This window comes from Klebsiella sp. X13 (assembly GCF_003323835.1).
Lineage (GTDB): Bacteria > Pseudomonadota > Gammaproteobacteria > Enterobacterales > Enterobacteriaceae > Klebsiella > Klebsiella ornithinolytica.
In genome coordinates, this window is the sequence record NZ_CP030874.1 from 2,985,093 (window position 1) to 2,998,274 (window position 13,182).

Annotated in this window: 8 protein-coding genes; 3 read left to right on the top strand and 5 right to left on the bottom strand. The window is 58.4% G+C overall.

Annotated features, from left to right (window positions below; genetic code table 11):
* Positions 1-4: 4 nt before the first annotated feature.
* Positions 5-934 (bottom strand): 1,2-phenylacetyl-CoA epoxidase subunit PaaA, encoded by a 930-nt coding sequence (gene paaA / locus DSD31_RS14170; RefSeq protein WP_004861291.1) that lies wholly within the window; start codon positions 932-934, stop codon positions 5-7.
* 286 nt (positions 935-1,220) lie between these two features.
* On the opposite strand from paaA, the gene paaZ reads away from it, so the two are divergent.
* Together paaZ and tynA are read left to right on the top strand one after the other, a co-directional pair.
* The gene (gene paaZ / locus DSD31_RS14175) at positions 1,221-3,266 is read left to right on the top strand and encodes a phenylacetic acid degradation bifunctional protein PaaZ (RefSeq protein WP_113991118.1); all 2,046 of its coding nucleotides are present in this window, start codon (positions 1,221-1,223) and stop codon (positions 3,264-3,266) included.
* A 325-nt stretch (positions 3,267-3,591) separates the two neighbouring features.
* The gene (gene tynA, locus DSD31_RS14180) at positions 3,592-5,859 is read left to right on the top strand and encodes a primary-amine oxidase (RefSeq protein WP_004861284.1); all 2,268 of its coding nucleotides are present in this window, start codon (positions 3,592-3,594) and stop codon (positions 5,857-5,859) included.
* Between the two features lie 48 nt (positions 5,860-5,907).
* Here tynA and DSD31_RS14185 read toward each other — a convergent pair whose 3' ends face one another.
* From DSD31_RS14185 to DSD31_RS14200, 4 genes are all read right to left on the bottom strand, one after another.
* Positions 5,908-6,861 (bottom strand): zinc-dependent alcohol dehydrogenase family protein, encoded by a 954-nt coding sequence (locus DSD31_RS14185; protein ID WP_113991119.1) that lies wholly within the window; start codon positions 6,859-6,861, stop codon positions 5,908-5,910.
* Positions 6,862-6,922: 61 nt separating this feature from the next.
* Positions 6,923-7,813 (bottom strand): oxidoreductase, encoded by an 891-nt coding sequence (locus DSD31_RS14190; RefSeq protein ID WP_015584471.1) that lies wholly within the window; start codon positions 7,811-7,813, stop codon positions 6,923-6,925.
* A 136-nt stretch (positions 7,814-7,949) separates the two neighbouring features.
* On the bottom strand, positions 7,950-9,467 hold the full coding sequence (locus DSD31_RS14195; protein WP_227538641.1) for a DUF2235 domain-containing protein: 1,518 nt from the start codon (positions 9,465-9,467) through the stop codon (positions 7,950-7,952).
* A 324-nt stretch (positions 9,468-9,791) separates the two neighbouring features.
* Positions 9,792-11,291 carry an aldehyde dehydrogenase family protein gene (locus DSD31_RS14200; RefSeq protein ID WP_004861276.1) on the bottom strand — a complete coding sequence of 500 codons (1,500 nt, stop codon included), beginning with the start codon at positions 11,289-11,291 and terminating at the stop codon, positions 9,792-9,794.
* A gap of 234 nt (positions 11,292-11,525) precedes the next feature.
* Between DSD31_RS14200 and feaR the strand changes: the two genes are divergently transcribed.
* Positions 11,526-12,434, top strand: a complete 909-nt coding sequence (gene feaR / locus DSD31_RS14205; protein ID WP_004861269.1) for a transcriptional regulator FeaR — start codon at positions 11,526-11,528, stop codon at positions 12,432-12,434.
* The last annotated feature ends 748 nt before the right edge of the window (positions 12,435-13,182 follow it).

Consider the following 13,182-nt stretch of genomic DNA (forward strand, 5'->3'; position numbering starts at 1 on the left):
CTCCTTATGCCGCGTCGCGGGCGTGTTGTTTTTGCGCATGCGCCAGCGCGGCTTCCCGCACCCATGCCCCCTCTTCCCAGGCTTTACGCTTGGCGGCCAGGCGTTCGTGGTTACAAATGCCGCGCCCGTTAATCACTTCATTCAGTTCCTGCCAGTTGATTGCGCCAAAACGGTAGTGCCCGGTCGTTTCATCCAGCTGCAAATCGGCGTCCGGCACGGTCATGCCGAGGATCGCGACCTGCGGTACGGTGTTATCGACAAAGCGCTGACGCAGTTCGTCGTTGGAGTGCAGTTTGATTTTCCACGCCATACTGCGCGCGCTGTTCGGCGAGTTATCGTCGCTCGGGCCAAACATCATCAGGGCCGGCCACCAGAAGCGGTTAATCGCATCCTGCAACATCTGACGCTGGGCTTCGCTGCCTTCGGCCAGCGCCATGCAGGCTTCGAACCCCTGACGCTGGTGAAAGCTCTCCTCTTTGCAGATTTTGACCATCGCCCGGGCATAGGGGCCGTAAGATGTGCGGCACAGCGCCACCTGGTTGACGATAGCGGCGCCGTCGACCAGCCAGCCGATCACGCCGATATCAGCCCAGCTCAGCGTCGGGTAGTTAAAGATCGAGGAGTATTTCATCTGCCCGTCGAGCATCTTCTGATACAGATCTTCCCGGGCGCAGCCGAGCGTCTCCGCCGCGCTATACAGATACAGGCCGTGTCCGGCCTCATCCTGTACCTTCGCCAGCAGAATTGCCTTCCGGCGCAGCGTCGGCGCGCGGGTAATCCAGTTGCCTTCCGGCAGCATGCCGACAATTTCCGAGTGCGCGTGCTGGCCAATCTGACGGATCAGCGTCTTGCGGTAGGCATCCGGCATCCAGTCCTGCGGTTCGATGGCCGTATCCTGCGCGATACGCTGGTCAAAGCGTTGTTCTTCTGTCACGTCATCACCTTTATGATTCCAATAAATTCAACAAATGCGTATTTGTGAATCACTTTGTTTTATAAAAGTTACACTCAGGTTAAATAAAACCACAAATTTTGTTTGTGTTTTTTGTGATGATGACTACAAAAAATCGCCTGTCGACCGCGACAACACAGGCCATCCGCGGCGAGACACGACGCGCCCACGATCACAATGTTAATAAATTATTAAATAGTCGCTTGCATTTCATGATTCATAAAATAACTATTTATAAAGATTTCACGTAACATATTGGAGATTCGCCATGCAGCAGTTAGCCAGCTATTTATCCGGCGTCTGGCAGAGCGGACGGGGTCGCGCCCGCCCGATTCGCCACGCCATCAGCGGTGAGACATTATGGGAAGTCACCAGCGAAGGGCTGGATATGGCACAGGCGCGCCGTTTTGCCATCGACCGCGGCGCTAAGGCGTTACAGGCCATGACCTTTATCGAACGCAGCGCGATGCTGAAAGCGGTAGCGAAACACCTGCTGGCAGAAAAAGATGCGTTTTATGCAATTTCAGCGCAAACCGGGGCGACCCGCGCCGATAGCTGGGTCGATATTGAAGGTGGGATCGGCACGCTGTTCACCTACGCCAGCCTCGGCAGTCGCGAGCTGCCGGACGATACGCTGTGGCCGGAAGATGAACTGATCCCGTTGTCGAAACAGGGAGGCTTTGCCGCCCGCCACGTTCTGACTTCAAAATCCGGCGTCGCGGTGCATATCAACGCCTTTAACTTCCCCTGCTGGGGCATGCTGGAAAAGCTGGCGCCAACCTGGCTTGCCGGCATGCCGGCCATTATCAAGCCGGCCACCGCCACCGCCCAGCTGACTCAGGCGATGGTCAAATCCATCGTCGAGAGCGGGCTGGTACCGGACGGGGCCATCAGCCTGATTTGCGGCGGCGCGGGCGATCTGCTCGATCATCTGGATAGCCAGGATGTGGTGACCTTTACCGGCTCCGCCCATACCGGCCAGCAGCTACGCGTTCACCCTAACCTGGTGGCGAAATCGATCCCCTTCACCATGGAGGCCGATTCGCTGAACTGCTGCGTACTCGGAGAGGACATCACTCCCGAACAGCCGGAATTTGCCCTGTTTATCCGCGAAGTGGTGCGCGAGATGACGACCAAAGCCGGGCAGAAATGTACCGCTATCCGCCGCATCATCGTTCCGCAGGCCCAGGTTCATGCGGTCAGCGAAGCGCTGATTGCCCGTCTGCAAAAAGTGACCGTCGGCGACCCGGCGCAAGAAGGGGTAAAAATGGGCGCGCTGGTCAGCGAGGATCAGCGCCAGGATGTACAGGACAACGTCAACGCGCTGATTCAGGCCGGATGCGAGGTTCTGCTCGGCGGCCAGGCCGATCTTAACGCCGCCGGCGCCTTCTTTCCGCCGACGCTGCTGTTCTGCCCGCAGCCGGATGAAACACCGGCGGTGCATGCCATCGAAGCCTTCGGTCCGGTTGCCACCCTGATGCCGTATCAGCATCGCGAGCACGCGCTGTCGCTGGCGCGCGCCGGTGAAGGGAGTCTGGTCGGCACGCTGGTAACCGCCAGCGGCGAGCTGGCGCGTGAATTTATCCTCGGCGCCGCTCGTTCACATGGCCGTATTCAGATCCTCAACCAGACCTCTTCCGTCGAGTCCACCGGTCACGGATCGCCGCTGCCGCAGCTGGTGCATGGCGGGCCGGGTCGGGCCGGCGGCGGCGAAGAACTCGGCGGTTTACGCGCGGTAAAACACTATATGCAGCGCACCGCGATTCAGGGCAGCCCGACGATGCTGGCCGCCATCGGTCAGCAGTGGGTGCGCGGCGCCGAAGTCAGCGAGGACCGCATTCATCCGTTCCGTAAATATTTTGAAGAGATCCTGCCTGGCGATAGCCTGCTGACGCCGCGCCGCACGCTGACCGAAGCGGATATCGTCAATTTTGCCTGCCTCAGCGGCGATCACTTCTATGCCCACATGGACAAGATTGCCGCCGCGGACTCCATTTTCGGCGAGCGCGTGGTCCACGGTTACTTCCTGATCTCCGCGGCAGCCGGGCTGTTTGTCGATGCCGGCGTCGGGCCGGTCATCGCTAACTATGGCATGGAAAACCTGCGCTTTATCGAACCGGTGAAGCCGGGCGATACCATTCAGGTTCGCCTGACCTGCAAACGTAAAACGGTGAAGCGCCAGCGTAGCGCCGAGGAGAAAGCCACCGGGGTGGTGGAGTGGGCGGTAGAGATATTCAACCAGCACCAGCAGCCGGTGGCGCTCTATTCCATCCTGACGCTGGTGGCCCGTCAGCACGGCGACTTTGCGGATTAACCAATGCCTGTCCGTCCCCTGCCGCGCCGGCTAACGCCGGACGTGCAGGGTCGGTTTCCGATGCCTCTGCGGAGGCATTTTTTGTGCCCCGCCCGGCCTGTTCCGGGCATAACTGGCAAATCTGACAAACAACCTGGCAAGAGCAAACAAACGCCAACCGGCCAACCGCTGGTAGGTTAAAGCGAGTAAAGCCGGCATTTCGCAGCGGCAAGCGACAACACAACTCGCCGGAATCATTGGCGTTGCAGACAGTCAGCAGGGACGCGTGGTCACCGTAGATGCAACCCAAAGCATGACGGGAATATAAATATAAGATGAGGTCACAATGGCAAATAACTCAATTCGTTCCCCGCGTAAAACAGCCTTAGCTCTGGCCGTTGCGCTGTTTTGTGCCTGGCAATCACCGGTGTTCGCGCACGGCGACGAAGCGCATATGGTCCCGATGGATAAAACGCTGCAGGCGTTTGGCGCCGACGTGCAGTGGGATGATTATGCCCAGATGTTTACCCTGATGAAGGATGGCGCCTACGTCAAAGTGAAGCCCGGCGCCAAAACGGCCATCGTCAACGGCAAGTCGCTGGATTTACAGGTTCCGGTGGTGATGAAAGACGGTAAGGCGTGGGTCTCCGATACCTTTATCAACGATGTCTTCCAGTCCGGTCTTGATCAGACCTTCCAGGTCGAGAAACGCCCGCATCCGCTCAACTCGTTATCCGCGGCAGAAATCAGCGAAGCGGTGACGATTGTCAAAGCCTCGCCGCAATTCCGCCCCAACACCCGTTTTACCGAAATCTCGCTGCACGAGCCGGATAAAGCGGCGGTGTGGGCCTTCGCGCTTAAAGGAACAGCGGTTGATGCGCCGCGCACCGCTGACGTGGTGATGCTCGATGGCAAACACGTCATCGAAAGCGTGGTGGATTTACAGAATAAGAAAATCATCTCCTGGCAGCCAATTAAAGACGCCCACGGCATGGTCCTGCTGGATGATTTCGTCAGCGTGCAGAACATTATTAACGCCAGTGACGAATTCGCCGCAGTACTCAAAAAACACGGCATCACCGACACCAAAAAAGTCATCACCACGCCGCTGACCGTCGGTTACTTTGACGGCAAAGATGGTCTGAAACAGGATTCACGCCTGCTGAAAGTGGTGAGCTATCTGGATACCGGCGACGGCAACTACTGGGCGCACCCGATCGAAAACCTGGTCGCGGTGGTGGATCTTGAGCAGAAGAAAATCATCAAAATTGAAGAAGGTCCGGTGATCCCGGTGCCGATGGAGTCGCGCCCTTATGATGGCCGCGACCGCGTAGCTGCCGCCGTTAAACCGCTGGATATCACCGAGCCGGAAGGCAAAAACTACACCATTACCGGCGACACGATTCACTGGCAGAACTGGGATTTCCACCTGCGGCTGAACTCCCGCGTCGGGCCGATTCTCTCCACCGTGACCTACAACGACAACGGACAGAAACGTCAGGTGATGTATGAAGGCTCGCTGGGCGGAATGATCGTGCCATATGGTGACCCGGACGTGGGCTGGTACTTCAAAGCCTATCTCGACTCCGGCGACTACGGCATGGGTACCCTGACCTCGCCAATCGTCCGCGGTAAAGATGCGCCGGCGAACTCGGTACTGCTGGATGAAACCATTGCTGATTATACCGGTGCGCCAACCACTATTCCGCACGCGATTGCGATCTTCGAGCGCTATGCCGGCCCGGAATATAAACATCAGGAGATGGGACAACCGAACGTCAGCACCGAGCGCCGCGAGCTGGTGGTGCGCTGGATCAGTACCGTCGGCAACTACGACTATATCTTTGACTGGGTGTTCCACGAGAACGGCACCATCGGCATTGATGCCGGCGCCACCGGAATCGAAGCGGTCAAAGGCGTCATGGCGAAGACCATGCACGATCCGAGCGCTAAAGAGGATACCCGTTACGGGACGCTGATCGACCATAACATCGTCGGCACCACGCACCAGCATATCTACAACTTCCGTCTTGACCTTGACGTTGATGGTGAGAACAACACGCTGGTGGCCATGGACCCGGAAGTGAAGCCCAATACCGCCGGCGGCCCGCGCACCAGCTCCATGCAGATTAACCAGTACACCATCGACAGCGAACAAAAAGCGGCGCAGAAGTTCGATCCGGGTACTATTCGCCTGCTGAGCAATACCACCAAAGAGAACCGGATGGGTAATCCGGTATCGTATCAAATTATCCCGTACGCGGGCGGAACCCACCCGGTGGCGACCGGTGCCAAATTCGCGCCGGATGAGTGGATTTATCACCGTCTGAGCTTTATGGATAAACAGCTGTGGGTTACCCGCTATCACCCGCAGGAGCGTTATCCGGAAGGGAAATACCCGAACCGGTCGATCCATGATACCGGCCTTGGCGCCTATGCGAAGGATAACGAGTCGCTGACCAACCACGATGACGTGGTCTGGATAACCACCGGCACCACCCACGTGGCGCGCGCGGAGGAGTGGCCGATTATGCCGACCGAATGGGCGCATGCGCTGTTGAAACCGTGGAACTTCTTTGACGAAACCCCGACGCTGGGCGAAAAGAAAAAGTAGGTTCTCCCCACAATGACGGCACGGATGCCGTCTGCACGCCGCTTCCGGCTAATCTTCAGCGGTAAAATCGAGCAGCATTTTAGCGTGACCGCCTCCCTGAGCGCTGGCGCTTATCGCCTCTTGCCAGCGGCTCACGGGAATCACCTCCACCGCCGGCAACGACGTTGCCGGCAGTCGCGACCAGATCTCACGAAATGCCGCCTGCCACGTGGCAGTTGACAGATCCGCCAGCGCCTCGCGCAGATGGAATTTATACACCTGGGGGGTCGTTCGGGTCTGACTCAACGCCTGCCCGGACAATAACCCGTAGGACACCAGCGCCGCATGCTCCGGCAGCACCGACAGCATCGCATTCGCCAGGCCGCCGCCGACGGCATCAAATACCCGATCGGCGTTCTGACTCACCTGCTCCAGCATCAACCGGTCGGTCTCCAGGACAGGATAAACGCCCTGCTGCGCCAGACGGTGAATATGCCGCTCCGAACGGATCACCCCGCTCACTGAACGCGCCCCTTTTTGCAGCGCCCACTGCGCCAGCAGGCTGGCGCAGGAGGAGCCCGCCGCGGTCAGGACGATATTCTGGCCCGCCACCGGCCAGCGCCTGAGCATCAGCAGCGCGGTCAACGGATTAATATAGGCCCGGGCGGCCAGGCGATCGTCAATCTCATCAGGGACCGGTACCAGCCAACGTTCGGCGATATCCAGATGGCTCTGCCAGGTGCCTTCTCCGCGCAGAGGCAGCACCCGCTGGCCGGGCACCACGCAGGCGCCGGATGGCGCGTCAACCACCACGCCAACCCCTTCATAACCCGCCGTCGCCGGAAGCCGGGTACGGTGGCGATAGGCGCCGGTAACAGGAATAAGATCGGAAGGGTTGATCGGAGCGTAGCGCATTTTGACACGTACGGCTCCCGCCGCCAGCGGCGGTAAAGGCTCGCGGCGCAGGGCCAGCGCCGATGATGGCGGCCCATAGTGGTCATAGCAAAGCGCATGTTTCAGCATATTCGGCGTTCAGGACAGTAAAAGCGAGATAATAGCAGAGTTGGGCCGCCGTTTTATTCCGTCAGCCCGGTCCGTCGCTGGCGGCCGCCAGCAGCGGAACGATAAGATCGCTCAGCGGCGTCGGAATGCCGTGCCGACGTCCGCGGCGCTGTATCACGCCGTTACGAATCTCCCATTCCAGCGGCCGCCCGTTTTCACGGTCAATCTGAATCGAGGTACTGAGATCGGGTGGCGCGCGATGAAATCCGTCGATAATTTCCTGCGCTACGCTGTCGCTCAGCCTTGCGCCTTCCGCGCGCGCGACAAGCAGGCCTTCACGTAAATAGGCCAGCGCGATGTCGCTGATATCGCCACGGGCGAACATACCGGCCCGACGTCCCGTCAGCACCATCAGGCCAGCCACCGCATTTTGCAGCAGCTTGCGCCAGGCTACGGTGGTGAAATCAGCGGCAAGATCGACGGCGCAGCGGGTCCCTTGCAGCGTTTGCTGTACCAGCCGGGCCTGCGGCAGATCCGGCAAGGTCAGCCGGGGCGTCGCGCGCAGCCAGACGGAGGCATCGGGTTGGCGCTGCGCCGGAAACCACACCACCGCAGGTAGCACCGTCGCCCCCGCAACGCGGTCGGCAAACTGCGCCTGCTGTTCGACGCCGTTCTGCAATACGCACACCACCGTTTTTTCATCGCACAACGCGGTCAACCACGCGGAAATAGCGGGGTTCTGGGTCGCCTTGACCGCAACGAAAACCAGCGAAAATGGCCGCGCAATGGCCGCCGGGTCGGTCAGCACCGGTCCGGGAAGCGTAATCTCTCCGCCATCGAATCTGAGCAACAGCTGTGCATGAGACGTACGCCCGCATACCACCGGCGTACGCCCCACTTCATGCAGCGCCGCGGCTATCGTGGTCCCAATCGCGCCTGGCCCAATAAGGGCAACGGCAGGCTCCTCCGACATCATATCCGCCTCCTGATGATAAGCTCCGCCACGATGGCGGGAAGGCATTAACAGTAGCGATAAATATGGTGATTCAGCAAGTCCTGTTCACGGCTAACGATGGGCACGGCGCCCGGCGGCGCTTAGCGGGAAATCGTCAGGGAGACGCTGCCGCGATTGTTATCATACATTTGCCACGCATCGTTGGCGTAGGCGTAAAAATAGCCGCTTTTAGCCGGTGTGAACCGACATCCGCTGCCGATATAACAACGATCTCATGCCGCGACTCAGGGGCGTCGGTCGCAGGATCTGCCTGATTGGCAACCACGCCAATCAGCGCAAACCACGGCGCCGTGCCGACGCGTCTGCTCAGCCAAAAGTCCACATCCTGGTTTTTGGTTCCCCCTTTCCACAACGCTTCCAGTTTGTCGGAAACGGAGGCCATAATCTGCGCGGCCTCGCCGGGATAAAACTTACCGTCATCGGTCCCGCCCGCATCGCAGGGCACCGAGCCATCCACCCATTTTCCCGTGGCCATAAAGCGATACTCCACTCCCGCCTCCAGCCAGATCCCCGTGGCATTCCAGCGCTCACGCGCAAAAACGTCAAAGGTCGCCGGGTGTTCTGCCGTCACATCGGTGAGCGGTCGGTAGCGACCGTGGAGAAGCATCGGCTGACTTTGCCGCTGTATCACGCTGGCATCGACATCGGGACTTCCGGCGACAATCCGCGGTACGCTGCGCGGGCAGGTATGCAGCAGTTTAAAAATGCCGGTGACCGAATCATGCAGCAGTCCATGAGGATCGGGAGCCAGCTGGGCGTCGATACCCGGCAGCAGCGTAAGTCCCAGTCCGGCTGCCTCTGTCATCATCCATTGCAGAGTAATGTCCGATAATCCGCACTGTGCGTAGCCGCCGCCGACATCAGCATGCACGCCGGCAAACCAACGCTGTTTCACCTTCGGGTTATCCGCCACATTGTCCCATAGCGTGGGAATGAAGCTTTGTCGCTGCTCGTCCAGCGCCAGCGCATGGCGGGCATGTTCAACAATCGGGCTGAGTGACGTATCGTGGAAGGCATACTTTTTAGGGTCATCGAGCAGATTGGCTAACGCCATATCATCGGGAATACCCAGCGCCCCCACCGTTTCCCAGACGCCAATAAAATAGACAGGGATGCTCTCCCTGGTCGGATGTCCCGTCGCCACCGAATAAAAAGGTCTACCCACGCTGGCCACGATAGCCGGCGCGCTGCCTGCAGGCTGGCGGTAATAGCTGAAGAGATCGTTGATATCCTCCCAGACTTTATCGTCGCCGGTTCCTGCCTGGCTGGCATTCAATAATCCGCAGCGCGAAATCATCCCGCCAAGACTCCTGACGGTATAAGCTCCGCGGCTAAAGCCAAACAACCATATTTTATCGCCGGGCTGATAGCGGGTCGCCAGCCAGTAATAGGCGCTGATAATATTCTTATCAAGACCTTCGCCGATGCCACCGCCAATATAGCGATCGACCACTCCGCCTTCGGTACCGACGCCGGAGTGGTAATAGACTCGCTGCTGCGTATTTTCCGCTACGGCATTCCTGAGTTTGACCACATTGGTCGGCGCGGGTTTTCCATCATCAAGCTGTTGGGGCGTATTCCAGGTACCGTCGCAAAACACCAGTAAGTTCATAGGAACCTCATCGCAGGCTGCGTGAAAAGCGGTCAGGATTGACAAAGTAAAAATAGCAGACGGCAATCACCTCAGGAGAGCAATCGTCAAACGTGACTGCCGTCGCCGGTGCAGAGACTGGCAGGTAGTCGTCGGCATAGAGGGAGATAATTTTGATTTCTGGGCTGCCCGCGAGGAGACATCGCCAGGCATGATACCGATACCCTTTTTCGGACTCTTTACGAGAAACCGCGGCTGACTCAGACATATAGCAAAGAAGAAAGAGAAGTGGGAGAGCGCCCGGCCCGGTGTTCGAACTCCGGGCGTCAGGCGCTGAGGCGAGAGTTAATAGCGCACGCACACCGATTTCGTTTCGCACCAGTCGTCCAGCCAGTCCGGGCCGAAGTCGCGCCCGGTTCCGGACTGCTTCATACCGCCAAACGGCAGGTTGGCATCGATAAGCGTATGGCTGTTGACCCATACCGTCCCGGCCTGCAGACGCTCGGTGTAGCTCAGAGCCTGTGTCAAATCGCCGGTCCAGACGCTGGCGGTCAGACCAAAATCACTGTCGTTAGCAAGGCGCAGCGCCTCTTCACCATCGGCGACGCGTACCAGATTGACCACCGGTCCAAAGACCTCTTCCCGGCTCAGACGCAGCCCGGCATCCGGGTTGATCACCAGCGTTGGCGCAATGTAATAGCCCTGCGAATCCGGCCCGACCTGCCCGGAGATCAGCTCGGCATTTTGCTTACGCGCCTCATCGAGATAAGCCGCCACTTTCTCGCAGTGCCCTTTTGACACCACCGGGTTAATCTGCGTCGTTTCCAGCATCCCCGGTCCCACCTGCAGCGATTTCACCGCCTGTTCAAAACCGCTCACCAGGTTATCGAACAGCGGGGCTTCAATATAGATGCGTGAGCTGGCGGCGCAGACCTGCCCCTGATTGAGGAAACTGCCGGTCATCAGCCCTTCGATTACCCACTCCGGATTGGCGTCTTTCAGCACGATCGCCGGGTTTTTTCCCCCCAGCTCCAGCGTCACGCGGGTCAGACGGTCGGCGGCCACCCTGGCGATATGCTTACCGGTTGCGGTGGAGCCGGTAAAGCTGACCTTCGCCACCTGCGGATGAGAGGTTAACGCCGAGCCGCATCCGGCGCCGCTGCCGGTCACGACGTTAAATACTCCGTCCGGGATCCCAGCCTCGGTGGCCAACTCGGCAACGCGCAGCAGCGTCAGCGGCGTGGTCTCCGATGGTTTGATGACGATAGAGCATCCTGCCGCCAGCGCCGGCATCACTTTCCACATCCCGATCATCAGCGGAAAATTCCACGGCACGATACCGGCGACAACGCCCACCGGCTCTTTGCGCGTCCACGCCTGGTAGCGTGCGCCCTGCGGGAACGGAATCGACACATCAAGCGTGCGCCCGCTGATTTTGGTGGTCAGCCCGGCGGTGTAACGCATCCAGTTCAGCGTACAGCCCACTTCAAATGCGCGAGAAATCTGGATGGATTTCCCCTGCTCCAGCGTCTCCAGCTGCGCCAGTTCTTCGCCGTGCTGCTCGACCAGATCGGCAAAACGCAGCAGGATACGTTCGCGGTCGGCCGGCGTGCGCCCAGCCCAGCTGCGGGCGACGAAGGCGCGCCACGCCGACATTACCGCGCGATCGACATCGGCCGCGTTAGCATCCGCGGTACTGGCGATGGCCTGCCCGGTTGCCGGGTTCCAGACGGTAAGACGCTGTTCGCTCTGCGACGCCTGCTGGGTACCGTCGATATATAAGCCATGCTGGCGGTCTAAAAACTGTTGAACGCTGGCAAGCAGCGCTACCTGTGCTGTGGACATATCGCTTCCTTATTGCTCACGGATCGTGAATTCAGTCTACGACGCGGCTGACGTTCGCGCTTTTTTCTCTGTGACATTCGTTTGTGCCGCTGTGACAGCCGCCGCAATTCAACATATTGCGGACGCAGAAATGTGCCTCAGGTAATAGTTCTTTCATATACTCCGCGCCTCGCTCTTGTATGCCACTGTGTAAATGCAACAATGCAAAAACATTATGTTTACATGAGACAGACTATGGCGACGGCGGAGCACGGACAGGACTACCAGCGCTGGTTGGCGAAAATCAATCAGGTCTGCGGCCATTTTGCCGCTCGTCCGTTGGAAGGTCGCTTTCACGGGGAGATTGACGCCAGCTATGCCGGCACGCTGAAAGTCAGCACCGTCACCGCCAGCGGCGTCAATCTGTTCCGCACCCGCAACGAAATTAAGCGCAGCAATGACGACTGGTTTTATACCGTCTTCCAGCTCTCCGGCCAGGCGGCCATCGAGCAGGACGATCGCCAGGTGGTCCTCGACGCCGGTGACATCACCCTGATTGACGCATCTCGCCCCTGCTCTATTTTCTGGCAGCAGACTTCGCGCCAGGCCTCCCTGCTACTGCCCCGACAGCTGCTGGAGCAACAGCTGCGCGGCAGTGAAATAAGCATTGCCACGCGGCTGGAAAAATCGCTGCCGATGGTCCAGCTCAGTCAGCGGCTGCTGCAGGAGAGCATGTGTAGCCCGGAGCTGTCGGAAAGTGAGAGTGCCGCGGCGCTGGAGGCCATCGTCTGCCTGCTGCGTCCGATGCTGCATCATCACGACCCCCGACCGTCGCGTAGGGAGAAGCAGTTTCAGAAGATTATGGATTTAATTGATGAGTCCATTCAGGCGGAACATCTGCGTCCGGAGTGGCTGGCCAGCGAGACCGGTATGTCGGTTCGGAGTCTGTACCGGTTGTTTGCCGACAAGGGGCTGGTGGTCGCACAATATATTAAGAACCGGCGTCTCGATCTCTGCGCGCAGGCATTGCACAATGCCCGTGATGACGAAAAGCTGGCGGGAATTGGCTATAGCTGGGGATTCAGCGACCACAGCCACTTCTCGACCGCTTTCAAACAGCGTTTTGGCGTATCGCCCGGGGAATACCGCAAGCGCTGCCGCTGATTTTTATACGGCAATGGGCCGCAGACTTCCGGCCTCCCCCCCCGCCGCTGTCCGGCTGCCGCTTCCAGTCGCAGCGCCTCCTGTTGCCACCGCCGCTTGTTGATTCCTCTGTCCGTTACCGGGTGCCGCGCCTGACGTCCGCTTTGTTCCCCCGCAGGCCTCGTCCCGCGCATTTCGCCCCTGTTCCCGCCCGATCCGGGTCTGGCCGTGAAAAAAACAAAAGCGTATAAAAAATATAAAATGGAATTTTAATTTCATTAATAACTGCATGGATTTAAAAGCGTGACTCGTATCAAAAATTTAACTTTTAATTCAATAGCTTATTTTTGACAGCCCCATAAAACCCATCAAATATTATCTTTTAAAATCAATTAGATAAAAAAATTATCTTTTCTCATAAAGAGAAATTTGTTTCGCTTCAAACAAAATGAAATGAAATGAAATTTTCAAATTGTGATCTATTTGTGATTTTATTTCATTGGCAGGTGTCATATTACCCTTCGATAGAACGCAATCTGTCCACTCTCGGCGGTACGCAAACCCGCAAGCACGGAGGAGACCATGAAGGACACAGAAAGAAGATTGAACACGTCGGACGGCAGGGAGCGTTGTCATGTCATCGATTACCTATCGGTCACGACGGTTTTTCCACTGAAAGGAACGCCGGTGACAAAGCACAACGAGGCGTCAGCAAGACACCTTGCACCGCAGGTTGGCTTTCATCGCTTCAAGAGCGAGGGCCAGACGC

Excerpts from the sequence above, each read along its gene's own strand:
- paaZ (WP_113991118.1), top strand. The coding sequence starts at position 1,221 with ATGCAGCAGTTAGCCAGCTATTTATCCGGCGTCTGGCAGAGCGGACGG.
- tynA (WP_004861284.1), top strand. The coding sequence starts at position 3,592 with ATGGCAAATAACTCAATTCGTTCCCCGCGTAAAACAGCCTTAGCTCTG.
- DSD31_RS14185 (WP_113991119.1), bottom strand. The coding sequence starts at position 6,861 with ATGCTGAAACATGCGCTTTGCTATGACCACTATGGGCCGCCATCATCG.
- DSD31_RS14190 (WP_015584471.1), bottom strand. The coding sequence starts at position 7,813 with ATGTCGGAGGAGCCTGCCGTTGCCCTTATTGGGCCAGGCGCGATTGGG.
- DSD31_RS14195 (WP_227538641.1), bottom strand. The coding sequence starts at position 9,467 with ATGAACTTACTGGTGTTTTGCGACGGTACCTGGAATACGCCCCAACAG.
- DSD31_RS14200 (WP_004861276.1), bottom strand. The coding sequence starts at position 11,291 with ATGTCCACAGCACAGGTAGCGCTGCTTGCCAGCGTTCAACAGTTTTTA.
- feaR (WP_004861269.1), top strand. The coding sequence starts at position 11,526 with ATGGCGACGGCGGAGCACGGACAGGACTACCAGCGCTGGTTGGCGAAA.